The organism is Stenotrophomonas sp. GD04024 (assembly GCF_029837545.1).
Taxonomy (GTDB): Bacteria; Pseudomonadota; Gammaproteobacteria; order Xanthomonadales; family Xanthomonadaceae; genus Stenotrophomonas; species Stenotrophomonas forensis.
On sequence record NZ_JAOEDV010000008.1, the window covers coordinates 63,357 to 87,437 of the forward strand.

The following is a 24,081-nucleotide window of genomic DNA, read 5'->3' on the forward strand; positions in this document are numbered from 1 at the left end:
GAGTCTCATGATCGGCGCATGGCTGGCCGCAGGGCCGGTACTGGCACAGGAAGCGCCGCCGGCCGGCCGGTCCGCCTCGCCGACCAACCTGGACAGCATCAAGGTCACCGCCCGCAAGCGCGAGGAAACCCTGCAGGAAGTGCCGGTGGCGGTCACCGCCTTTACTTCCGAAGCGCTGGACAGGATGAATGTCCAGGACATCAGCGACCTGGATGCGCAGGTGCCCAACCTCACCATCTACGCCGCGCGCGGCGCCAGCAGCACGGTCACCGCCTATATCCGCGGCATCGGCCAGTCCGACCCGACCTGGGGCGCCGACCCGGGCGTGGGCATCTATCTGGATGACGTCTACATCGCGCGCCCGCAGGGCGCCCTGCTGGACGTATTCGATGTCTCGCGCATCGAGGTGCTGCGCGGCCCGCAGGGCACGCTGTACGGCAAGAACACCATCGGCGGCGCGATCAAGTACATCTCGCGCGGCCTGCCCACCCAGACCGAGGGCTTCGCCCAGATCACCGTGGGCAACTACAGCCAGCTCGATGCCAAGGCGGCCATCGGCGGCCCGATCGGCGGCGCCGACAGCGGCCTGCGCGCGCGCGTGGCGGTGGCCAGCATGAATCACGATGGCTTTGGCGAAAACACCGTCAATGGCCAACCGGTCAGCGACAAGCAGGTCAACGCGGCACGCCTGAATCTTGGCGCCTATGCGGGCGACGACTTCGACGTGCAGTTCGCACTGGACTGGATCGACGACCAGTCCGGCATGCGTGGCTCGAAGATGCTGGCGCCGAACCCGTTCCTGCGCCCCTACCCGCCGATGGACAGCCGCTACGACATCCGATCGGGAATGCGCAACCTCAACAACGTGGAGACCAAGGGCGCTTCGGCCACGGTGAACTGGCGGCCGAACGAGGACATCGCAGTGAAGTACGTGGTGGCCAAGCGCGAATCGGACAGCGAGGCCAACATCGACTTCGACACCACGCCGGTCAAGCTGGCCGACGTGAGCGGCACCTACAACGACAACCAGGTCAGCAACGAAGTGCAGCTGAACTACGATGCGGGCGGCCGCGTGCGCGGCGTGGTTGGCCTGTATCAGTTCAGTGGCGAGGCCGGCGGCCAGATCCAGAACAACTACTTCAGCGCGCAGTTCGCCGACAACCAGGGCAAGGTGCTGACAGACAGCATCGCGCTGTATGCGGACTGGACCTTCGACCTGACCAGCAGGCTCAAGCTGGACGTCGGCGCCCGCTACACCGACGAGGACAAGCGCGCGATCGTGCTCAACCGCCTCTATGCAGACCCGGGCTTCAGCCGGCCGGTGGCGGTGACCGCGGATTTCGACAAGAAGACCAACTTCACGAACGTCTCGCCCAAGGTCTCGCTGGACTACCAGATTACCCCGGACATCATGGTCTACGGCCTGGCCACGCGCGGCTTCAAGTCCGGTGGCTACAACATCCGCGCCAACGCGGTGGCGGTGCCGCGCTCGGCCGAGCCGTTCGACGACGAGACCGTGGACAGCTACGAGATTGGCAGCAAGATGGCCTTCCTCGATCAGCGCCTGTTCCTGAACCTGTCGGCCTTCTACAACAAGTACAAGGACATCCAGCTGTCGGTGTTCACCGGCCTGGATACCAATGGCGATGGCATCGATGATTCCTTCTTCGGCGACTTCACCAATGCCGGCGCCGGTACCGTCAAGGGCCTGGAGGTCGAGTACCAGTACCTGCCCACCCAGCACTGGCTGATTTCAGGCAACCTGGCCTGGCTGGACACGAAGTACGACGAGTACATGGACCGCGGCATCAACGTGGCCCGGCAGATGAAGTTCACCAATGCGCCGGAATTCTCCGGTGCGTTGAACGTGGAATACCGCACCGAGCTGGCCAACGGCAGCAACCTGTCGGCACGGGTGAGCTACAGCTACCAGAGCGAAGTGTGGCCGACCACCGATCTGAGCCCGGTGATCCGCCAGGACGGCTACGGGCTGCTCAATGCCGGTGTGATCTGGCGTCTGGATGATGCCTGGACCTTCTCGCTGCAGGGCACCAACCTGACCGACAAGGAGTACCGCACCACCGGCTACAACATCCCGGCGGTCGGCACGCTGATTGGCTTCTACGGCCCGCCACGCCAATATAGCCTCAGCGTCCGTTACGATTTCTAGAGCATCCGATACGATTTCCAGGAAGCCCCGTGCATGATGCAGTCTTACGTAGATCTGTACTGGAACAGCGACGATGGCCTGCGCCTGCACGCGCGTGACCATGCATCGGATACCGGGCAGGCGGCCCGCGGCACGGTGGTCTGCATCCCCGGCCTGACCCGCAATGGTGCCGATTTCGATGCGCTCGCCGGCATCCTCACTGCCGTGGGCTGGCGCGTGATCGCGGTTGACCTGCGTGGCCGCGCCGGATCAGAACGTGCGCATGATCCGTCCAGCTACAACCCGCGCACCTACGCAGATGACATGGTGGCGCTGCTGCGCGCGCAGAACATCGACAAGGCGGTGTTCATCGGCACCTCGCTGGGCGTGCTGGTGACCATCACCCTCGCCTCGCGCGCACCGCAGCTGATTTCCGCAGCGGTGCTGAACGACGCCGGCCCGAAAGTGCCGCGCGAAGCGCTGGCGCGGATTGGCAAGTACGCCGGCAAGCCGGTGCCGCCGATGGACCTGGAGCAGGCCACGGCCTATGTGGCGTCGATCGGCAAGGCCGCGTTTCCGCGCTTCAGCACCGAAGACTGGCGGGCGATGGCGGTGCGCACCTTCCGCCCGCGCAGCGATGGGCTGCTGGAACTGGACTACGACCCGGCGGTGATCCGCACCACCCGCCCCTGGCTGTTGTGGCTGCTGCGCCCCGTGCTGTGGCGCGCAGTACGCGGGCTGACCGCACGGGTGCCGGTGCTGGTGGTGCGCGGTGCGCTGTCCGATATCCTGCCGGCCGATGTTGCCCGGCAGATGGCGGCGACATCGGAGCGTGCCCGCCTGGTCGAAGTGCCCGACGTCGGCCATGCACCGATGTTGTCCGAGCCGGAAGCACGCGATGCGATCCTGGCCCTGCTGGAGCGTGTGCGGTGAGCAGCGGCCCTGTGGCGGACGCGCTGCCCAGTGCGCTGCAGGCCCTGCAGCGGTGGGCCGCGGAGGAACGCGTGGGCGCCGGCATGCGCATCACGCAGGCAACGATCGACGCCTTCGCCGACGCCACCGGCGACCAAAACTGGATCCACGTCGATCCGCGGCGCGCACAGGCGCAGTTGCCCGGTGGGCGCACCATCGCGCACGGTTTCCTGCTGCTCTCGCTCACCGTGCAGGACGACGTGGCGGCCTTGGCCGGATTCCCCGGTATCGCCCATGTACTCAATTACGGCCTGAACAAGGTCCGCTTCCTGGCGCCGGTACCCAGCGGCACCGAGGTACGGGTGCGCTCGCAGCTGGTATCGCTGGATGCGCGACAGCCGGGTCAGTGGCTGCTCACCCAGCGCAAGGCCGTCGAACGCGTTGACGATGGCGAGCTGGCACTGGTTGCTGAGCAGCTGTCATTGATCGTGCTTGCCCCGTAGCACCCGCCTGCCCGGCTCCCTGCCTACACTGGAGCGATGTTGACGCCTACTGTCGTCCTGTTCGCCTGTATTGCGTGGACCGTACTGCTGTTTGGCGTGGCCCTCTGGGGCGAGCGCCAGGGGCACCGGCTGGCGCGCGCGTGGCCGGCCATCTATGCGCTGTCGCTGGCGGTGCACTGCACCGCATGGACCTACTACGGCGCCGCTTCGCAGGGCCTGCAATGGGGCTTTCCGATTCCACCGACCCTGGCCGGGATGGCGCTGATCTTCGCCTTCGGCCTGCCCTTCCTGATGCGGCTGGGGCGCCTGGCCAAGCAGCACAACAGTGCCACCATCGCCGACCTGGTGGTGGCCCGGCTGCGCGCAGATCGCGGCCTCGGCTTCACCATCACCCTGGTTGCTCTGTTCGGCATCATTCCCTACATCGCGCTGCAGCTGAAAGCCGTCAGCCAGGGACTGGGGGCATTGCTTGGCGATCGCTTCGCACCGGCCGGCGCGCACCTGGACATGTCGTTCTGGTTCGCGTTGACGATGGCGGCCTTCACCCTGCTGTTCGGCGCGCGCAAGGCGTCGGCCACCGAACCGAACCGTGGCATCGTGGTCGCACTGGGCCTGGAATCACTGTTGAAGCTGGCGGCGCTGCTGGCCATCGGCCTGTATGCGGCATTGTCGGTGCACCGGTCCGGCATGCCGTTGCTGGACAGGATGGCGCAGCTGCCGCCACCGGCCATCGTCCCGGACTACCTCACCATGGTCGCGTTGGGTGCGATCTCGGCCTTCACCCTGCCCCACCAGTTCCATGTCGGGGTGGTGGAACTGCGCCAGAGCTCGGACCTGAAAACGGCGCGCTGGATGTTTCCGGTCTATCTGCTGCTGATCGGCCTGCCCTCGGTGCCGATGGCACTGTCCGGAGCCGCGCAGCTGCCGGCGTCGGTGACGCCCGACCTGTACGTGCTGGCCTTGCCGCAGGCCGGTGGCCACCATCTGTTGGCACTGCTGGCCTACCTGGGCAGCCTGAGCGCGGCAACCGGCATGATGATCCTGTCCGGGCTGACCCTGTCGATCATGCTTGGCAACCACGGCTTCGGTTCGCGCCTGATCAGTGGCTTCGAGGGCGGCGTGGCGCATGCCGACCTGCGTCCGCGCGTGCTGGCGTTCCGCCGTGCCGGCATCCTTGCCGTGTTCCTGATGTCGTGGCTGTACAGCCGCGCGATGAGCGATACCGAGGCGCTCAGTGATTTCGGCCTGATGTCCTTCACCGCGCTCTCGCAGCTGGCGCCGGCGGTGGTGCTGGCGGTGTACCGCCCACGCACGCCCTCCCCGGCCATCGTCGCGGGCATCGTGCTGGGTTCGCTGGCCTGGTTGTGGCTGGTACTGCTGCCGATGGTGCTCCCTGCGCCGGCCGCCAGCGCCGAGGGCCTGCACTGGCTGACGGTGGTCTCGCTGCGGATGCAGCCCGGCCACATCGCCATCAGCATGGGCGCAAGCCTGGCGGTCAACCTGCTCACCGTCGCCCTGGTATCGCGGGCCGTGCGCCCTTCGCTGCCACGTCGGCGCGACGCAGTGGCGGCTGCCACGCTGCGGAAGACCGCCGGCCGCTTCCTCGGCCAGGAGCGTGCGCGCCAGTTGCTGGCAGGAGATGCGGGGCAGTTGCTGGATGACGACCGGGTCACTGCCGTCGAACGCGAGCTGACCGCCGTGGTCGGCGCCGGCATGGCGCGCCTACTGGTCGAGGCCGCACGCGACGGCGGCGCCGCGCCGCTGGACGCGGTGACCCGTGCCGTCGGCGAAGCGACCCAGGTACTGCGCTTCAACCAGCGCCTGCTGGAAGCGGCGCTGGAAAACATGAGCCAGGGCATCAGCGTGGTTGACGCGCAGCTGCAGCTGGTGGCCTGGAACAGCCGTTACGCCGCGCTGTTCCGGTTTCCGCCGGAACTGCTGCAGGTCGGGCAGCCGGTGGTCAACCTCACCGCCTGGGCACTGGCGCAGCTGAAGATCGGCGAGGGCCCCGCTGACTCTCCGCAGCAGGCCCTGCAGCGTCGCGTCGCGCACATGCAGCGCGGCACCCCGCATCTCTCCGAGCGGGTCTTCCCGGACAACACCATCGTCGAGATACGCGGCAACCCGATGCCCGGTGGCGGCTACGTAGCCACCTTCACCGATGTCACCGCGTTCCGCCGCGCCGAGGATGCACTGAAGCGCAGCAACGAAACACTGGAGCGGCGCGTGCAGGACCGTACCGCCCGGCTGCAGCAGGCGGTACAGGATGCCGAGCGCGCGAACGCAGCCAAAACCCGCTTCCTCACGGCCGTTGGCCACGATCTGATCCAGCCCCTGCACGCCGCACAGCTGCTGACCGATGCCATGTCGCAGCACATCGAATCCGTCTTTCTGGACAGTTTCCTGCGCCAGATCCGAGGTGCGCTGGATTCCACCGATGACCTGCTGTCCGGCCTGCTGGACATCTCCCGACTGGAAGCGGGCGGGCTGGTGGCCGATCCGCGCCCGTTCGCACTTTCAACCGTGCTGGACCCGCTGGCGCAGGAATTTGCGGTACTGGCAGCGGCGCGCGGCCTGCAGTTCCGGTACCTGCGCACCCACGCCTGGGTGCATAGCGATCCGCTGCTGCTGCGCCGCGTGCTGCAGAACTTCCTGGCCAATGCCATCCGCTACACCCGCCACGGCGGCGTTCTGCTGGGCGTGCGTCGCCACGGCCAATGCCTGTCCATCGGTGTGCACGACACCGGGCCCGGCATCGCAGCCGAGCAGCAGGCGGTGGTATTCGAGGAATTCCATCGGGTGGACCGCAGCAATGGCCAGGGCCTGGGGTTGGGGCTGACCATCGCGCAACGCATCGCGGCCCTGCTGCACGCACCGTTGCAGTTGCGCAGCGTAGTCAATCGCGGTTCGGTGTTCTCGGTCAGCGTGGCGCGCAGTGCAGCACCGGTGGCACCGCGGATCGAACCGCCGGCCAACGCCGGCAGCACCCTCAGGGGCACCCGTGTGCTGGTGGTCGACAACGATGCCGACGCCTTGGCGGCAATACAGCAGCTGCTGCTGTCCTGGGGCTGCGATGTCATCGCCCTGCACGGCGCCGAAGGCATCGATGCGTCGGCGCACGATGCGGCACTGTGGCTGTTCGACTACCACCTCGATGACGGCGATACCGGCGTGGCACTGTTCACGCGCCTGGCTACAGCGCACGGGCCACGGCCCACGGTGATCCTCAGTGCCGACACCGGCGCCGAGACCCGTGAGGCGGTGCGCGGCGCGGGGCTGTCATTGCTGAGCAAGCCCTTCAAGCCACTGGCGCTGCGCTGGGCGATCAACCACCTGCTGGCCTCTGCCGCAGCGACAGCGCCCTGAGCGGTCAGCGCTCTGCTGCGTCTTCAATCTGCCGGGAGGGGTCGGCCAGGCTCATTTCATGCAGCACGCGGATCGCCTGCGCCCGATTGCGGACTCCCAGCCGCTCCATGATGCGTGTCATGTGGGCCTTCACCGTGCGCAACTGCACCCCGAGCCGGTCGGCAATCTGCTTGTTGAGCAGGCCTTCGGCCACCAGGCTCAGTACCCGGTACTGATGCGCCGACAGGCTCGCCAGGCGCGCGGCCAGGTCGGCATCCTTGCTGAACGCCGCTACCCGGGCCACCGGTTCGCGCAGCAGTGAAGGTATCCAGCGTTCGCCTTCCAGCACGGACTGCAGCGCAGACTGCAGTTCGTTCAGGCCTGAACTCTTGGGCAGATAGCCGGCGGCGCCGAGGTCGATGGCACGGCGGATCACCTGCGGCTCTTCATTGGCCGAAACGATGATGATCGCCAGCCCCGGCTGCAACGCGCGCAGCGTGGCCAGTCCGGCCAGGCCGTGGTTGCCCGGCATGTGCAGGTCCAGCAGCATCAGGTCGATCGGCTGGCGCTCGAGCACGTCAAGCACGCCGTCCAGTGAATCGGCTTCACTGATCTGCAGGTCGGCCACCGCCTCTTCGGCCGCACGATGCAGGGCCGCGCGGAACAAGGGGTGATCGTCGGCGATGAGCAGGGTTGGCATGTGCAGGCGAGAGTAGCAAATCGCCCCGCCGCGGGGAGGCGTACCTAGGTACGCTGGCGCCGCGTGGGCGCGCGGCTAGTGTGGCGGTATGAAGGGCGGCCACCGATACGTCGTCCACGAGGACACCCCATGTCATTCCCCGCTGCTGCCGGCGCCTCCACCTGTCCGCTGCTGATCAAGCAGCTGCTGCACACGCCACTGGCGGTGAACCCAGGCCAGGAGATCGTCTATGGCGATTCGGTCCGCTTCGACTACCGGACGCTGCAGGCGCGCATCGGCCGGCTGGCCGGGTTGTTGACCTCGCTCGGGGTCAGGCACGGCGATACCGTGGCGGTGATGGACTGGGACAGCAACCGCTACCTGGAGGCCTACTTCGCCGTGCCGATGATCGGCGCGGTGCTGATGATGGTGAACGTGCGCCTGGCCCCCGAACAGATCGCCTACACGCTCAACCACAGCGGCGCGCGGGTACTCCTCGCCCATCGCGAGTTCCTGCCGATACTGGACGGCATTGACGAGCAGCTGCCGGATCTGCGCACGCGCATCCTGCTGGAGGATGTCGTCGGCCCATTGCCGGAGGGTTTCGTGACCGAATACGAGGCTGGCCTGCGCGCCGCCCCTGCAGTCACGCAGTTCCCGGACTTCGATGAGAACACCCGTGCCACGATGTTCTACACCACCGGGACCACCGGCCTGCCCAAGGGCGTCCATTTCAGCCACCGGCAACTGGTCCTGCATTCGCTGACCGGCATGGCCGCGCTGGGCAGTGCAGCCACCCAGGGGCGCCTGCATCGCGGTGATGTCTACATGCCGATTACTCCCATGTTCCATGTGCATGCCTGGGGCCTGCCCTATGTGGCCACACTGCTGGGCATCAAGCAGGTGTACCCGGGGCGCTACCTGCCTGCCAACCTGCTGGCACTGATCGCGCGCGAGAAGGTGACCTTCTCGCACTGCGTACCGACCATCCTGCACATGCTGCTGGAGCATCCCGCTGCAGCGGACACCGATCTGGCCCACTGGAAGGTGATCATCGGTGGGGCGGCCCTGCCGCGTGCACTGGCGCAACGGGCACTGGCACGCGGCATCGACATCTTCGGTGGTTATGGCATGTCGGAGACCTGCCCGCTGCTGACCGTCGCCCAGATCGATGCCGAGGCCGTGACCGATGCGGATGAGGTTCTCTCGCTGCGCACCAAGGCCGGCATACCGGTGCCGCTGGTCGAGCTGCGCATCGTCGACCCCGACATGAACGAGGTTGCCCACGACGGCATTGCCACCGGCGAGGTGGTGGTACGCGCGCCCTGGCTTACCGAAGGCTACCTGCACGATCCGGCGGCGTCCGAGGCGCTGTGGGCGGGCGGCTACCTGCATACCGGGGACATCGGCAACATCGACGGAGGCGGCTACCTGCGCGTGACCGACCGCATCAAGGACGTGATCAAGACCGGCGGCGAGTGGATCTCGTCGCTGGCACTGGAAGACATCATCGCGCTGCATCCGGCGGTCAGCGAAGTGGCGGTTATCGGAATCGCAGATACGAAATGGGGCGAGCGGCCGCTGCCGCTGGTGGTCAGGCAGCCGGGCAGTGACGTGACCGAGGCCGAGATCATCGAACTGATCGCCGCCCGCAGCCGCGCAGGCGACATCTCACGCTATGCGATTCCGGAACGCGTCAGTTTCGTGGATTCCATCGAGCGCACCAGCGTGGGCAAGATCAACAAGAAGAAGCTGCGCGGGATGCATGACCGCGGTGCAGAAGCCAACGCGGGCTGACGCCATGAACCGCCGGGATCAGAATGGATCTGCTGCCTCGACGCGATCATGCGAAACAACTGAGGTGAGCTGCTGTATCCCGGCGAGGAACACCTCTGTGAAGCCGGCAGCGTGCAGTGACGGGTCCGTGAATGCCATGCCATCCACGGCCATCGCCTTGAAGCTCGCCGCAAGGTCCCGGTGCATCTCGGCGTGACGCGGCAGATAGGGCACGTAGTGCTTGCGGAGCACTGTCAGCGGTGCGTTCGGGAGCACAATGACTGAAAGTTCGCGATGGGCCATCACTTCCAACAGGAACGTGGGAGTGCCTGCGCTGCCATAGCGCGCGTACTGCTTGGCAAGGTCGGAATCCGTGGAAAACCACATGCCGTGCGCGATCTCGGACAGTGGCGTGCCGGGCGCGAATGCACCGCCATGGAAAAGTGGCAGCGACGATGGCAGTGTCGTCTTCGGGAACGCGGACAACAGCGTCACCAGGTCGTTGGGGGACGCCGGGATGTTCATCGGGATTGTACCTTCTTCATGCGGGAGTCTTCGGCCAGCGCCGCGGGGATCTGTCCAGGCGCCGGCGCGTCCTGTCATTCTGCAACGCCTTGATCCTTGCCTGCTGCCCTCGTGTCCAGGTACTCCTGTCGACCGCTGTCACCCGGCCCGCCATCTTCCCGCTCGACCAGTGTCCGAACCGCCGGAGCGTGCCAGGGATCTGTCACCACCCTTGCGTGCGTGAAACCATGGTCAATCAGCGCATACAGGCGATGTCTGCCGTCCATCACACGGATCCGCCCCTCCCGGAAGATCAACCAGGGGGTATAGATTTCCTCTCCGGCCGCCAGCGTAGAAACGGCCCGTTCGTACTTCCAGGGTTTGAATGTTTCGTCGTCTCGATGCGCCTTCGTATCAGCCCAAAGGGAATCCCCGCGCAGGGCCTCCCGCAGCCGCGCGAGGCTGACCAGCAGGTACACCGGGCTTTCGCCAGATGCCGGGTCATCCCTGTAGCACTGATACTCCTTGCGATCAGCCTGGATATCGCACTCAAACTGGAACTCGCTCAGCTTCATGATCTTCAAGGACATCCTTCTCCAGTGAATGCACCACTATCGGCCGCAGTGCGGTGATCTTGAGGCTGCGCGGTAGGGGGATCCGGCCTCGCGCTGTACCCGAAAGGCCGTCCGTCATCCGTCAATGAGTGAAACCGTCGCGCGCGGCCGCATCGCCCAGTATCCATGCCTCAAGTGAAGCGGTATCGCGCATGTCACCTTCATAGCGGCGATCCGGTGCGTGAGGCTCGTTCGAACCGCGCACCCGCCCACGGAACACCTTCATCGGTACCGAGATCCGGGCCAGCCCGCTGGGCAGCATGTCCGGCCTCACATCCATGTACAGGCTGTCGGCCGAGGTCTCGACACCCACCTGCACCGCACCCAGGCGCTTCCACAGGTCCAGCGCATCCAGGCAGGCGGAACCACAGGCGGCATCGGCCACGATCACCACCCTGCCCGCGCGCACGGGTACGACGGGCGCGGACGCCGGCGCCGCACTCGCCTTGGGCTCCGGCGGCTCACGCCACAGGGCTTCCCCCCGCTCGCGTGCCTGTGCCATTCCCTGCGTCACGGTTTCCAGCATGCGCAGCAGCTCCGGCGATGCATCGGGCGCCTGTTCCAGCTTCTGCAGGAAGCCGCGCAGCTGCGCGATGTTGGCATCCGACGTCCGCCATTCCACCCAGCTGTGGTCCGGCAACGCATCCACGGCAGCACGCCCCCATATCAATCGCGCCAGTTCGATGCTCCACTGCGACGCGCCACCGGTGTTGCCGCGAACATCCAGCACCACCAGCGGCGCCTGTTGCAGCGGTTCGGGCACCCGCGCAAGCGCTCCAAGCAGCGCTGTCAGTTCCTTGAAATTCTGCGCCGCCGGATCGGCATTGAAGCTGCTGGTGGTGATCCAGTAGCCGCCCCCGGGCAGGGCGTGCCAACCGTTGGCCGGCCGGAAACTGCGGCGGGTGTCGGCCAGCCGCTGCGTGCGCTGCGCTGGATCGAGCGGCGCCCATTGCAGCGCATACGCCGTCTCACGCCCATCGGCGCGGAACACGCAGCGGCGCGGCGTGGGCAGGAAGGGGTTACCCTGCTCCAGCAGTACTTCGCCACCACCCTGGATGCGGCTGGACTGCAGGTTCCAGCGCCCACTGAAGTCGCCCACCCGACGCGCGGCAAGCGTCGCCGCATCGACGCCGTCACAGGACAACAGTTGTGCACCCAACGGCGGATGGCCTGGGCCATCGTCCACGCTCATCACCACCTGCACGTCGCCGTCGAAGCCGGTCAGGAAGCCCGGCCACCGCGTCGGCAGCTCCGGCGCAGCGGCACGCGCATTGAGGCTGACATGGCCATCATTGAACGAGGCCGCGTAACCCTTCATGGCCCACCAGTAGCCGGCGAAGCTGTCGACTGTGTCCGCACGTGACCGCGCAGCGGCCAGCGCGTCCCGCAACTGGATCACGAATCCCGGGTTCTGCCGGTCAACCGAGCCGGGATGACTGCCGCGCATCGCCGCGTCGGCAGCCTCCAGGTCGGTCAACAGCATGCCCCGCCAATCCGTCGCTGCGCCTGCCACGCCTGGCGCAACAAGCCCCGCTGCCAGCAGCAGCCACGCGATGGTCATGGGTCCATCCCTGTCCAGGCCAGTTTCAATGCAGCGGCACCTTCAGTACCGAGGGCATGCCGGCCGGCGAGCTGAAGGTCACCGTCCCACCCAGCTGGCTGATGCCGGCGTAGCGCAGGTCCACGGTGTCGACCACCAGGGTCAGACGGCTGCCTGCAGGCAGGTTCCAGCTGCTCGCTTCCAGGCGCAGGTCGAGTGTCTTCGGTTGCCCTGGCGTGGCGCCACGCAGCGTGTACGGCTTGTGGCTGATCAGCTGGCCGTTGCCCAGCACATCCTCGGCGTACAGGTAGGCATACAGCGTGGTGTTGGCACGGCTGGGGGTGACGGTCAGGCGCACTTCCGGCGCGCCATCCAGGCGTCGCGCGCTCCACTGCACCGGCCCCTGCCAGACCCCGGCAGCACTACGCCCGACAAACGGCACGTAGGCACCCGGCGGCAGGTTGATCATCTGCAGCGCGCCGGAGGCCATCGCCACGCCGGAATTGGCCGCGGTCAGCAGGCCGCTGCCGATGCGGTAGTTCCAGCCGGTCGTGCCGCCCTTCTCGGCCAGGCCACCGGTCGGCAGCAGCAGGCCCGAGGGTGCGGTCAGCCCGTAGCTGACGGCACCGTCGATGGTCGCCTTCCAGTCCGGATAGCGGCTCCAGCTGCCCTTCTGTGACTTCAGCTGCACTGCCGGTTGGCGATCGATGCCATTGGCCACCGCCTTCAGGTAGTGATCGAACCAGTCGCCCACCTGGTCGTAGACCTCGTTGGGAATGCCCAGTGCCCCGAACGCTTCGTTGAGCGCATGGTCGCCGTGGCGCAGCTGCAGCTGCTTGGGCCCCTTCAGCCGGTTGAAGAAGTCCACCAGCTGGCCCGGTGGGAACAGGCTGTCGTTGAACGCATTGGCCAGGAACACCGCCGGCTGGTTGGCGTTGATCTCGTCGATGCTGGCCGCAGGACTGCGCTGGGCCGCCACCGGCAGCAGCGAGTCCACTGCGCCCTGGTAATTGCCAACCAGCACATTGCGGTTGATGGTGGCCAGCTCCGTGCCGGGCCGCCCGGTCGCCAATCCGGCCGCCACCAGCAGGGCGATCCCCTGCGCGCTGGGGGTGTCGTTGCTGTACAGCGAGGCCTGCAGATCGGCCCAGCCGCTGAGCGCGGCCACCGCCTTGATGCGCGGATCGCGTGCCGCCGCCAGCAGGCTGGTGCCGGCGCCGTAGGAGATGCCCGAAACGCCGATGCGGGCCGGATCGGCGCGGGTGTTGTCCAGCGCCCAGTCGATCAGCGCGCTGACATCCTCGACCGTGGCCGGCCCGGCGATGTCGATGCTGCCGCCGGATTCCCAGAAGCCACGCGAGCTGTAGCTGATGACCACATAGCCACGCCGTGCCAGCGCCTGCGCCACGCCCACGTACTCGACGCTGGGCACGGCCCAGCTGCTGGGCATCACCAGCAGCGGATACCGGCCGCTACCCGCATCCTGGGGTTCGATGACAAAGGCCCCGAGAGGCGTTCCATCCCAGCTGGGAATGGTCCGGTGGGTGGTCTTGACCGTAGCGGCCCAGGCGCTGGGGGCCAACCCGGTCAGCAGGAGCAACAGCAGCAGAACCTTGCGCATCGTCGTCTCTCCCCGTCGGTGGTGGTGCAACGGCTCGGACCGTACCAGTGCGAATGGTGGCTGGCACCTTGCGTCGCAGCATGACGTTTGCTGCTTCGCCTGCCGCTCGGAGCACTGATCGCGCCGGGTCCCAAGCACGGATCGACGTCATGAGGCGGCACCTCTTCTGCCTTGCGGCACGGGCGCCATCTGCCCCACATACCGTGATGGCAGGCAACGCGACGCCCTAGCACGCCCGCGTTTCAGCTACGTCCTCCTCCATCTGACGCATCGCCAGTGCTTGCGCGCTGTCACAGCTTCGTCGTTTCGTCATTGACCGAAAGACGCCAGCTTGTGACGCTTACGACACCGCACGGCCTCCGCGGCCCTGTCATCGCGGTCACGTCTCACCGCAGTCCGCAGCACCCCTCTCCGCAACCGATTCCCCGACCTCGCACCGGCCTGGTCGTGGCGGACGGCTGCGCCCTGAATCTTCTGCTGGAGCACCGCAATGCGTCTTGCAAGCTTCTTCCTCGCGTTCGTCCTCAGCGCCTTCGCCGGCGCCGCCCATGCCCAGGTCGTCACCCTCAACAAGGGCGGCTTCGTGCTGACCTACGACTGCAGCATCCACAGCGCCACCCGCTACGAGTACACGCTCACCGCCGACACCGGCTCCGCCGCGCGTCCGTCCAGCTTCTACAAGGACCCGGACCTGCCGGCCGGCTGCCTCGGCCAGACCAGCACCGCCTCGTATGCCAGCATCCGGTCCGGCTATGACCGTGGCCACCTGGTGACCTCCAACCACATGGACTACAACGCGACCTACATCCGCCGCGCCAACTACATGACCAACATCGTGCCGCAGGTGTCCAGCTTCAACCAGGGCATCTGGGTGAAGGCCGAGAACGTGGCCGAGTGCTACCGCGACATCGCGCCGGTGGATGTCTACGGCGGCGTGGTCTACGGCGACGCCTCCAACGACTACTTCCTGGCCAGCCATGGCATCCCGACCCCGGAATTCTTCTGGAAGACGATCATCACCCGCGACCCGAACACCGGCACCGCCAAGGCGATCAGCTGGATCATTCCCAATGAAGCCAATCTCGGCAGCCTCGACAACTACCTGGTCACCATCGCCGACCTGGAAGAACTGCTGGGTGCCAGCTACGTGGCCATCAACGCGCCGGCCTCGCTGAAGAACATGCTGCCGGCCACCACCTGGCCGCAGCCGGCGGGCTGCGACCTGAGCTGATCGGCCCGCCGCGTCGAGGCACCCTGTGATCGTCGGGTGCCTCGTCCTCGCCGCTATGGGAAAATGGCGGATACCCGCGCCCAACCGCATGCCCCTGGAGCTGTAGATGTCCCGTTTTCCCTTCGATGCCGTGCTGTTCGACTGTGACGGCGTGCTGGTCGATTCCGAGCCGCTGGTGGCCCGCGTGCTCTCCGAAATGCTGACCGAGCGTGGCTGGCCGCTGACCCCGGCACAGGCGGGTGAAGTCTTCCTCGGCCAGTCGGTGGCCCATCTGGCCGGCCTGATCGAGGAACGCACCGGCAAGCCGTTCACCGAGGAATGGCTGGAGGAATTCCGCCTGCAGCGCAACATCGCGCTGGAGCGTGACCTGCAGGCCATCCAGGGTGCGCCGGAGGCGGTGCGCGCGATCGCGGCTGCTACCGGCGGCCGGATCGCCTGTGCCTCCGGTGCCGACCTGCACAAGGTGCAGCTGCAGCTGGGCAAGGTCGGCATCCTCGATGCCTTCGGTGACCACGTCTACAGCGGCCAGGACATGCCGAACACCAAGCCGCATCCGGATGTCTACCTGGCGGCCGCCGCTGCACTGGGCGCGGACCCGAAGCGTTGCGCGGTGATTGAAGACACCGTGACCGGCGCCACCGCGGGTGTGGCAGCGGGCGCCACCGTGTTCGGCTTCAGCGAAGGTGGCCCGCACCACAGCACGCCGGAGGCGCTGCGCGCGGCCGGCGCCCAGGTCATCTTCCAGCGCATGGAAGACCTGCCGGCCCTGCTTGCCGGCTACGCGATCGACGCGGTCGCCTGATCCACGCTCAGCCCGCAGCGCCCAGCGCGGCGCTGCGGCGCTTTACTGCGTAATGCAGCGCAAACAGGTACAGGCCGGTGAACAGCTGCAGGAACAACGGGGGTAGCGGCGAGTAGGTGATCCACGCCGCAGGTTCACCCTGCCCCATCGCGCGCGCCACAAAGTTGGCGATCACCGCCAGGGTGAACACGATCGAGGTCCAGCGGTGCACCGGCCGCGCCCAACCACCGCGACTCATTGACCACGCCTCGTTTCGGAGCGGGCTTCAATCATCTTCCAGCCGTTCCCGGACGGATCACGGAATCCGGCGTCGATGGCGCCGAAGCGCTCGACCGGTGCCTGGATGAACTCCACGCCCTTTGCCTGCCATTGCGCATAGCGTGCCTGGCAGTCGTCCACCGCCAGCACCAGCGGCGGCATCGCCCCCTTGGCCACCAGCTGCTGCAGCGCCTGCGCCGTCGCCGCGTCATGGGTCGGCGGGCCGGGAACGAACAGGCCAAGCTGGAAACCATCCTGGTCGGGGCTGCGTACCGTCAACCAGCGGTAGCTGCCATTGCGCACGTCGGTGTGCACCTCGAAACCGAGCGTGCCGACGTAGAACTCGAGTGCTTCATCCTGGTCGCGTACGTACAGGCCGACCGTGTTCACGGTATTCGTCATGGGACCTCCCTCAGGTGCGGTCCACGTTAGCAACGGCCTGGCGGCGGCGCTTCTCCAAAACTGCCATGTTGAGGTCTGGCCGCTGCGCCGCACGGGCATGGCACTCGGGTACGACCCCCGCCACGGCGTGCCCAGCGCGCTCGCGGTCACGCACATTGCCCGGGCTGTCGCCGGTGATGTCGCGGAAGATCCGGCCGAAGGTCCCCAGGCTGGTCCAGCCCGTCTGCGCCGCGATCTCGGTGATCGCCAGCTCGGTGTCGCGCAGCAGCGCCACCGCCCGTTCGATGCGTCGGCTGAGCAGGTAACGGTGCGGTGGCAGGCCGAAGGCCTGCTTGAACGAGCGCGCGAAGTGGGCGGGGGAAACCGCGCTGACCTCGGCCAGGCGGGCAACCGGCCAGTCTTCATGGCTGGCCCGGTCCATCCGGTCCTTGGCACGCAGCAGGCGGCGCAGCAGTTCGGGGCTCTGGTTCATTCGCGCAGGGCAAGGGCGGCGGTCGTTGGCCGCAGACTGGGGGGGACGGGCGGCGGCGTCAACCCGGCTCAGCGCTGTGCCGGCAGCTCCAGGCGGTGCTTGCGGCACAGCCGGTACACCGTCACCCGCGAGATCTGCATCTGCCGCGCGCACTCGGACACGTTGTAGCCGGTGTGGCGCAGCGTCTGCAGCAGTACATCGCGTTCGGCCTGACCACGCGCATCATGCAGCATCGCGCTGGGCAGTGCCTCTGCCGGCTCGCCCAGTTCAAGGTCCCGCTCGCTGATCAGCTCACCCTCGGCCATGATCGCCGCCCGCTGCACGCGGTTGAGCAGTTCACGCACATTGCCAGGCCAGCCAAAGCGTCGCATCGCCTGGCTTGCTGTGGGCGAGAAGCCACGTGCGCGCACCGTGTGGCGCCGCCGGAAGCAACGCAGGAAGTGCTCGGCCAGCAGCAGCACGTCGGCGCCGCGCTCGCGAAGCGGCGGCATCAGCAGGCGCAGCACGTTGAGCCGGTAATAGAGATCGCTACGGAACCGCCCCTGCGCCACGGCCTGTTCCAGTTCCACGTGGGTCGCGGCCAGCACGCGGACATCGGCACGCAGCGACTGGCTGCTGCCGACACGCTCGAACGTCCCCTCCTGCAACACCCGCAGCAGGCTGGTCTGGGCCTCGGCGGGCAAATCGCCCACCTCATCCAGGAACACGGTGCCGCCCTGCGCGGATTCGAACACGCCGATCTGGCGCTTGTCGGCGCCGGTAAAGGAACCGCGCTCGTGCCCAAACAGTTCCGACTGCACCAGGTTGGCCGGAATCGCACCGCAGTTCACTGCGATGAAAGGCTTGCCGGCACGCCCGGACAGCGCATGCAGCGCATGCGCGGCCAGCTCCTTGCCCGTGCCGGTTTCGCCGGTGACCAGCACCGGCAGCTCCACCGGTGCGAACTTGTGCAGCACCGTGCGCACCGCATGCAGCGCCGGGCTTTCGCCGATCAATGCGCGCGGCCCCTGCCCTGCGCAGGCCTCGTCGGTAGGTGGATCATCCGCCTCGAACTGGCTGCGCATCGCGCAGACCAGGTCCTGCAGGCCGAATGGCAGGGTGAACCGCGCAGGGCAGTGCTGCAGCACGGGCAACCATGCCGCCGGTGTGGCGCCTGCGCCTGGCGGCAGCACCGCCAGCCAGGGCAGATGCCGGTGCTGTTCGATCCATGGCGCGAGCAGCTGCAACGCCGTTGCGTCCAGGTGGCGAAGATCGAGCACGGCCAGCAATCGATCACGGCCACGCAGCCCGATCGCCATGCCAGGGTCGGGTTGAATGCTGCGCACATACCATCCTGCGGCCGCGAGCGCACTGCGCTCGTTCGGCAGCGGCTGGCCAAACCACAGCACACAGCGCGAGCTTGAAGCTTCCGGGACCGCCGCCATGCTTCCCCCAGCATCCGGACACCGTCGGCGGGCTGTCAGTCGATCGCCGGCGTGCCGCCCTCCGCCGGGACTTCCACGGCCACCTCGGCGGCCTTTGTTGGGCGGATCCTAGCGCCACGCTAAACGGCCGCGCAATGAGCAGCGCGTCAAGAAATCACCGGCTGAAGCGGCACCGTTGCAGTCCGCGACGGCACCTGTAACAACAATGCGACAGTCGGCCGTCCCCTTGCCCTGTGGCACCTGCGGGTTGCGCAATCCCAACAATTTCCCGACGCCGCTGTAACAGCCGGGCAGCACCCCACCCCGCCGTACCGCCGGCATCGGCTGCTGCACCAGCCTTTGGCAGTTGGCACGGTTGATGCGTGGTTCCGCCGCACCCATCGCGGGAGATCGGCATGGACGGCACCACCCTGATTCGTGGCCTGGCTGCATCGCTGGCCCTTGCCCTGCTGGCCGTCGCCACAGGTGCAGGCGCGTCCGGCGCCCGCCAGGGGGTGAAGGCACAACCGGGCGAAATAGTCCTGTTGCGCGATGTCGCGGCCCGGCCGGCCTACCGGATGGCACCGCCGGGCATCGCGCTGATCGCCGATCCGAAGCCGCAGCGTGAGGTCGCCGCGGCGCTCGGAAGCGGTGACCCGGCCTCCGGAATGGATGAGCTCAGCGATGCCGACTACGCGGGAATGGGTGCAGGCCATATCACTCCCACGACCGCGCCGGGCGGCACCACCGTTGAACGCGTTACCCAGCAGGCCCTGGGCGGCACGCTGGGCCGCAACGGCGACGGCATGGTCGGCAGCAGTCTTGGCGGCACGATGAGTGGCCCGCTGGGCGCGGTCGGCAACAGCACCCGTGGCATCGCCGATACGGTGCGCGGCGCGCTGGGCCAGTTCCCGCTGCAGGGCACCGCCCCGGCAGGTGGCAAGTGAAGGCCCTGGCGTGGCCGCTGCTGGCGGTGATCGCCGCGCCGCTGTCCGCATCGGCCGACGACTACAGCGGCATGCTCGCTTATCTGGACCTGGCCCGCATCGAGGGCCGCGCACTGGCAGGTGCCAGCGGCGCCATCGCGGTGAACCAGGCGGCAGGCGATTTCAACCTGCAGGCCAATCTGCGCGGCATCGCCCGCGCTGAACGCGCCGATGTGGCCATCAGCGCGCAACAGCTGCAGAACGGCAACCGGGTGCTGTCCGCACCCCTGCATGCCGCCGCGCACATCGGCGGTGAGGCACTGGCAGGCGCCAGCGGCATTGCTTCGATCAACCAGGCCAGCGGCAGCGCCAACACGACGCTCAACGTCGTCAGCGCGACGCTGGCCCGACAGGGCATACGCGAAACCGACGACACGGCCCTGGCCGCCGAAGGTTCCGCGTTGGCAGGGGGGCGGGACGGCGTCGATCACGGCGCTGCGACGGGAACCCGCAGCGCCGGTGTAGCCAGCACCGCACTGCGGGGATTCGACGGGGTCCTGCAACTCAATCAGATCGCGGGCAGCGGCAACGACACGGCCAACGTACTGGGCCTGGTCGTGCAGGACCGCCCGTGACAACCACCCACCGATGCACCATCCGATGAGAGAGAGGGCACCATGAAAGCGACCGTCAAACGGACCATGCTCGCCATGGCGATTGCCACTGCCTCGACCGCCGCTGCGGCCAATGGCTGGGACAACCAGAACGCCAACGCGAACATCAACCACAACCACACCGTCAGCGAAACCCGCAACGACACCCACAATCACACCGACAACGACGTACGCAACCGCACCGTCAACGTCAATGTGCAGAAGCACAGCAACATCCAGGCCGACGAACGCAAGGAAAAGAACAATCACGGCGTCGACGTGAACCTGGAAAAGGACCTGCGCCTGAGCACCGACGTCAATTTCTCCGGTGATCCGACCATCACCGGCGACATCGACCTCGATTCGGCGGCCATCGCGGTGATCGACAACCGCCAGTCGATCAGCAACAACGCCACCAGCAACAGCCTGGTCACCAACCGTGCCTCGATCGGCGACAGCGTAGGCGCAGGCGCGTCCGGCAATCTCGGCTTCAACGTGGTGTCCGGCGACAACAACGCGCAGGACAACGCCGCATCGCTGTCGGCGGCGGATGCGTCCTTCAGCTTCGGCATGGCCGACGCCGAAGTGTTCGTCAACCAGGCCGGGTTCGGCAACGTCACCCAGAACGCTGGCGTCACCAATGCGGCCACGCTTGGCGGCAATGCCTTCGGCGGTGCCTCGGGCAACATCGGCGTGAACATCGCGTCGGGCAACAACAACGAGCAGAAGAACGCGCTGGCCGCCTCGGTGGCGACCACGGCCGTTGCCCAATCCAGCATCAGCTCCAACCAGGTCTCCACCGGCAACACCGTCAGCAACGCCGGCTTCGTGCAGTCCTACACCGACACCGTACAGGTGGGCATGCGCGGCAGCGTCAGTGGCCTGACCCTGGGCTACGGCGCCGGCACCTATCGCGGCACCGGCAATGCCTACCAGATGGCCAACTACTACCTGGATACGTGGAACGGCGCGCTGCCGCATCCGGGTGGCAACAGCACCGGCCACATCGACCTGGACAACGAGATCCAGAACGCCACGATGAACCCCAACCGGCCGGGGGTGGGCGGCCTGGGCTTCGACACGCGTGAGAGCGGCACCAGCCAGTTCGTCGAGCTGGGCGTGGCCGATCTGTACGCCAGCCTCAGCGGTACGGTCAGCACCACGCGCTGGGTGAACGTCGATGCCACCAACACCTCGGCGTTGTCGGGCAGTGCCTTCTCCGGCGCCTCCGGCAACATCGGCGTGAACGTGGCATCGGGTACCGGCAACCTGCAGGCCAACAGCCTCGCCCTGGCAGTCGCCCAGCCCAGCACCGGCGGCGGTGGTGGCAGCGGCGAGTAAGCGCAACACCCCGGTCATCCGCCAATGACCGGGTTCCGGGAGCCCCTGTTCCTCCTCCCCCTTGGAACAGGGGCTCCCCCCCTGCTGCCGGAGAACGCGATGTTCCGTTGCCGACCTTCAACCTGGCTGCTGGCGTGCCTGTTGCTGCTGGGCATCACCCCCGCGTGGGCGGGCGAGGTGCGCTTCAGCGGGGTACTGCCCAATGGCGCCCTGCTGCAGCAGAAAGTGGAGAGCATGCAGGAGCGGCGCTACCGCAACGTGGTGCGCCAGCACACCGATTACAGCTGTGGCGCGGCCGCACTGGCCACCATCCTGCGCCATGCCTACCACCTGGACACCGACGAGGCGACGGTGATCCAGGGGATGATGGGCGTTTCAGACCCGGCACTGGTGGCCGAGCGCGGCTTCTCGCTGCTGGACATCAAGCGCTATGTGGAATCACTGGGCATGCGCGGGCGCGGCTACCGCATCGACGAAGCGCGCCTGCGTACCCTGCGCGTGCCCGGGCTGGTGCTGATGGACGTGCGCGGTTTCCGCCATTTCGTGGTGCTCAAGCAGGTGCGCGAAGGCATCGTCGAAGTGGCCGATCCGATCCTCGGAAACCGCAGCCTGGCACTGCCGGACTTCCTCGCCGCGTGGCCGTCACGCGCCGTGTTCGTGGTGATCGGCAGTGATTTCGACCGCAACACGGTGCTGCTGCAACCCAGCGAACGGCCCAGTGCCCGCGCGCTCTACGCGCGGCAGGGGCCGATCACCGATGCCGAGCTGGTCGACTTCGGCTTCAGCCATGCCGACCTGTTCTGAAGGAGGCTTCGCCATGATCCGTCTTCCCCTGTTGATGACCCTGCTGCTGATGCTTCCCGCGCTGACGGTGCGGGCGGCGGACTCCGCGCCGGGTCGCGGCCTGAAGGAAATTCCCGACCCCGAACTGAACCTGATGCGCGGCCGCTACACTGTGGGCGGCAACAGCGTTGCCTGGTTCGGGGTGACGATGGTTTCGCAGTGGCAGGCCAGCAATGGCACGGCCCTGCAGGGCACGTTGACCCTGGGCATGGATTTCCGCGGCGGTGGTGCACCCAAGCTCAGCTTCCAGCCCAGCGTGCGTGTCACCGCCGCCGACGCGCCGCTGCCTGTCACAGCGGGCCGCAGCGTCGACAGCAGCGGCCTTGCCAACGTGAGTGGGCTGGTGCAGAGCGTGCAGGTCGCCGGCGATGGCAACGCCGCGCGCAACACCACCACGCTGCTGGTGCGTGACGGCGACGTTCCCGCGATGAACTCCGATGGCGCGCACTCGGCCAGCGCGCAGCAGGCCGGGGTCAGCGCCAGCGCCGTGCTCGATGGCAATCAGGCACGCCTGCAGCTGCAGGTGGATGGCCAGGGCCTGGTACAGCAATGGATACGCAATGGCAGCGTCGGCCAGGGCATTGCCCTGGCCGGTGACGGCCAGGCAGCCAGCAACCAGCTGCGGCTGGAGCTGGTACGCAACACCGCGGGCGGCAACCTGCCGTTGAGCCAGAACGTGGCCCAGGCGATTGCGTTGAACCGCGGCATGGGGCCGGGCCAGTAGTACGGCGCGGCATTGGGGGAGGCGTTCCACAACGCAGGACACGAACATGCATACCCTTCTGAGGATCACCCCGTTGGCGCTGGCGGCGCTGGCGGGCACCGCCCTCGCCGCGCCTCCGACGGCCGACGACAACGCCGACGTGCAAGCCCTGGCCAACCAGCTGGAGCAGCTGAAGAGCAACTACGCCCAGGAAGTGCGACGCCTGCGCGAGCTCGACATGCAGGTGCAGGCGATGCAGGCGCGATTGAGCGGGCGCACGGGGCCCACCGGGCCGGCAACGGGCATGGGCACGGACACGAGCACGGCAGTCGAGCATGGCTCGACTCTACAGACAGCGCCGGGACAGACAGCGCCCGGCGGCGAAGGCTACGCCAGCACCGCAGCCGAAGCGCAGCAGGCCAGGCAGGAGTCGCGGCGCAGCGTGGATGATGTGAAGCAGCAGCAATCGGCCCTGTTCTCGCGCCGCTTCACCATCGAGAACAGCCTCACCTACGCCCGCTATGACCGCAAGCAGCTCACCCTCAACGGCTTCCTGGCACTGGACGCGATCTTCCTCGGCAACATCGCCATCGAGAACGTCGAATCCGATTCGCTCACCTACAACCTGGCCGCACGCTGGGGCGTCAGTCCCAACCTCACCCTCAACCTGGATGTGCCGTACCTTGCACGGCGCACGGTGTACCAGAAAGGCGGCGCTGGTGGTGCGGCCGCCGCCATCGCCCAGGAACAGACCAATGGCAATGGCCTGGGCGATATCGGCCTGAGCGCGAATTACCGCCTGTTCGGTGAGCGCGGCTGGCGGCCGGAAACCGTGCTTACCGCCGGGGTGACCGCACCCACCGGGCGCGCGCCCTACGGCCTGGACTGGAAGGTGATCGAGCGCGACGACGATGACTACATCCGCTTCGCCGTACCGAAAGAACAGCCCACCGGCAACGGCGTCTGGCAGGCCAATGTGGGCCTGTCGATGGTCAAGACCGCCGACCCGGCCATCCTGTTCGCCAATCTGGGCTATGTGCATTCGTTCCCGCGCGGCTTCAACGACATCGACAGCAACCCCGACACCGTCAATCCCGGCGATGTGAAGCTCGGCGGCTCGGTGTATTTCGGCGCCGGCGTGGCGTTCGCGTTCAACGAACGCACCAGCCTCAGCCTGTCCTTCAGCGACCGCATCAGCGCCCGCGCCTCGACCCGCTTCCAGGGCGGGCAGTGGATGAAGGTGATCGGCAGCGATGCCAATGCGGCGTCACTGAATCTGGGCGTGACCTATGCGCTGAACCAGCACACCACCCTGGTGACCCTGCTCGGCATCGGCCTGACCCCGGATGCGCCGGACTTCACCCTGGCCTTCAAGATCCCGTACATGCTCTAGCCCGCGTGGCC

Annotated in this window: 22 protein-coding genes; 13 read left to right on the forward strand and 9 right to left on the reverse strand. The window is 67.2% G+C overall.

Features of this window, described 5'->3' with window-relative positions:
* Nucleotides 1-7: 7 nt before the first annotated feature.
* From N7590_RS04385 to N7590_RS04400, 4 genes are read left to right on the forward strand one after another with little or no spacing between them, the layout of a single operon-like run.
* The gene (locus tag N7590_RS04385) at nt 8-2,170 is read left to right on the forward strand and encodes a TonB-dependent receptor (RefSeq protein WP_164241247.1); all 2,163 of its coding nucleotides are present in this window, start codon (nt 8-10) and stop codon (nt 2,168-2,170) included.
* Nucleotides 2,171-2,203: 33 nt separating this feature from the next.
* Nucleotides 2,204-3,082, forward strand: a complete 879-nt coding sequence (locus N7590_RS04390) for an alpha/beta hydrolase (protein WP_164241246.1) — start codon at nt 2,204-2,206, stop codon at nt 3,080-3,082.
* A complete protein-coding gene (locus N7590_RS04395; protein ID WP_053508515.1) occupies nt 3,079-3,564 on the forward strand; it encodes a MaoC family dehydratase in 486 nt (161 codons plus the stop codon). Before N7590_RS04390 ends, N7590_RS04395 begins: the two co-directional genes overlap by 4 nt.
* Nucleotides 3,565-3,600: 36 nt before the next feature.
* Complete coding sequence (locus tag N7590_RS04400) at nt 3,601-6,930, forward strand: PAS-domain containing protein (RefSeq protein WP_164241245.1); 3,330 nt, start codon at nt 3,601-3,603, stop codon at nt 6,928-6,930.
* A 4-nt stretch (nt 6,931-6,934) separates the two neighbouring features.
* Here the strand turns inward: N7590_RS04400 and N7590_RS04405 are convergent, their stop codons facing one another.
* Nucleotides 6,935-7,609, reverse strand: coding sequence for a response regulator transcription factor (locus N7590_RS04405; protein ID WP_164241244.1), 675 nt, complete (start codon nt 7,607-7,609; stop codon nt 6,935-6,937).
* A gap of 129 nt (nt 7,610-7,738) precedes the next feature.
* Between N7590_RS04405 and N7590_RS04410 the strand changes: the two genes are divergently transcribed.
* Entirely contained in the window at nt 7,739-9,385 is a 1,647-nt protein-coding gene (locus tag N7590_RS04410; protein ID WP_053508521.1) for a fatty acid--CoA ligase, read from the forward strand.
* 18 nt (nt 9,386-9,403) lie between these two features.
* Here N7590_RS04410 and N7590_RS04415 read toward each other — a convergent pair whose 3' ends face one another.
* The 4 genes from N7590_RS04415 to N7590_RS04430 form a co-directional block, all read right to left on the reverse strand.
* Nucleotides 9,404-9,889: a hypothetical protein gene (locus N7590_RS04415; RefSeq protein WP_279935194.1), complete on the reverse strand. Its 486-nt coding sequence runs from the start codon at nt 9,887-9,889 to the stop codon at nt 9,404-9,406.
* A 74-nt stretch (nt 9,890-9,963) separates the two neighbouring features.
* Complete coding sequence (locus tag N7590_RS04420; RefSeq protein WP_053508525.1) at nt 9,964-10,458, reverse strand: hypothetical protein; 495 nt, start codon at nt 10,456-10,458, stop codon at nt 9,964-9,966.
* Nucleotides 10,459-10,564: 106 nt separating this feature from the next.
* The gene (locus tag N7590_RS04425) at nt 10,565-12,043 is read right to left on the reverse strand and encodes a hypothetical protein (protein ID WP_164241242.1); all 1,479 of its coding nucleotides are present in this window, start codon (nt 12,041-12,043) and stop codon (nt 10,565-10,567) included.
* A gap of 25 nt (nt 12,044-12,068) precedes the next feature.
* A complete protein-coding gene (locus tag N7590_RS04430) occupies nt 12,069-13,643 on the reverse strand; it encodes an alpha/beta fold hydrolase (RefSeq protein WP_279935195.1) in 1,575 nt (524 codons plus the stop codon).
* 490 nt (nt 13,644-14,133) lie between these two features.
* Here N7590_RS04430 and N7590_RS04435 point away from each other — a divergent pair, with 490 nt between their 5' ends.
* Nucleotides 14,134-14,874 (forward strand): DNA/RNA non-specific endonuclease, encoded by a 741-nt coding sequence (locus tag N7590_RS04435; RefSeq protein ID WP_164241240.1) that lies wholly within the window; start codon nt 14,134-14,136, stop codon nt 14,872-14,874.
* A 106-nt stretch (nt 14,875-14,980) separates the two neighbouring features.
* On the forward strand, nt 14,981-15,676 hold the full coding sequence (locus tag N7590_RS04440; protein ID WP_164241239.1) for an HAD family phosphatase: 696 nt from the start codon (nt 14,981-14,983) through the stop codon (nt 15,674-15,676).
* Between the two features lie 7 nt (nt 15,677-15,683).
* On the opposite strand, the gene N7590_RS04445 is transcribed toward N7590_RS04440, so the two are convergent.
* The 4 genes from N7590_RS04445 to N7590_RS04460 form a co-directional block, all read right to left on the reverse strand.
* A complete protein-coding gene (locus N7590_RS04445; RefSeq protein WP_164241238.1) occupies nt 15,684-15,914 on the reverse strand; it encodes a hypothetical protein in 231 nt (76 codons plus the stop codon).
* Nucleotides 15,911-16,336 (reverse strand): VOC family protein, encoded by a 426-nt coding sequence (locus N7590_RS04450; protein WP_164241237.1) that lies wholly within the window; start codon nt 16,334-16,336, stop codon nt 15,911-15,913. Before N7590_RS04450 ends, N7590_RS04445 begins: the two co-directional genes overlap by 4 nt.
* Nucleotides 16,337-16,346: 10 nt before the next feature.
* Nucleotides 16,347-16,808: a helix-turn-helix transcriptional regulator gene (locus N7590_RS04455; RefSeq protein ID WP_053508538.1), complete on the reverse strand. Its 462-nt coding sequence runs from the start codon at nt 16,806-16,808 to the stop codon at nt 16,347-16,349.
* A 68-nt stretch (nt 16,809-16,876) separates the two neighbouring features.
* On the reverse strand, nt 16,877-18,232 hold the full coding sequence (locus N7590_RS04460; RefSeq protein WP_164241236.1) for a sigma-54 dependent transcriptional regulator: 1,356 nt from the start codon (nt 18,230-18,232) through the stop codon (nt 16,877-16,879).
* 395 nt (nt 18,233-18,627) lie between these two features.
* On the opposite strand from N7590_RS04460, the gene N7590_RS04465 reads away from it, so the two are divergent.
* From N7590_RS04465 to N7590_RS04490, 6 genes are all read left to right on the forward strand, one after another.
* On the forward strand, nt 18,628-19,158 hold the full coding sequence (locus tag N7590_RS04465) for a hypothetical protein (RefSeq protein WP_053449819.1): 531 nt from the start codon (nt 18,628-18,630) through the stop codon (nt 19,156-19,158).
* Nucleotides 19,155-19,772: a hypothetical protein gene (locus N7590_RS04470; protein ID WP_164241235.1), complete on the forward strand. Its 618-nt coding sequence runs from the start codon at nt 19,155-19,157 to the stop codon at nt 19,770-19,772. Before N7590_RS04465 ends, N7590_RS04470 begins: the two co-directional genes overlap by 4 nt.
* 42 nt (nt 19,773-19,814) lie before the next feature.
* Nucleotides 19,815-21,131, forward strand: coding sequence for an adhesin (locus N7590_RS04475; protein ID WP_164087474.1), 1,317 nt, complete (start codon nt 19,815-19,817; stop codon nt 21,129-21,131).
* A gap of 99 nt (nt 21,132-21,230) precedes the next feature.
* Entirely contained in the window at nt 21,231-21,935 is a 705-nt protein-coding gene (locus tag N7590_RS04480) for a C39 family peptidase (RefSeq protein ID WP_274510533.1), read from the forward strand.
* A gap of 13 nt (nt 21,936-21,948) precedes the next feature.
* Nucleotides 21,949-22,698 (forward strand): hypothetical protein, encoded by a 750-nt coding sequence (locus tag N7590_RS04485; RefSeq protein ID WP_164241233.1) that lies wholly within the window; start codon nt 21,949-21,951, stop codon nt 22,696-22,698.
* 46 nt (nt 22,699-22,744) lie between these two features.
* Nucleotides 22,745-24,070, forward strand: a complete 1,326-nt coding sequence (locus N7590_RS04490; protein ID WP_164241232.1) for a transporter — start codon at nt 22,745-22,747, stop codon at nt 24,068-24,070.
* Nucleotides 24,071-24,081 lie beyond the last annotated feature (11 nt).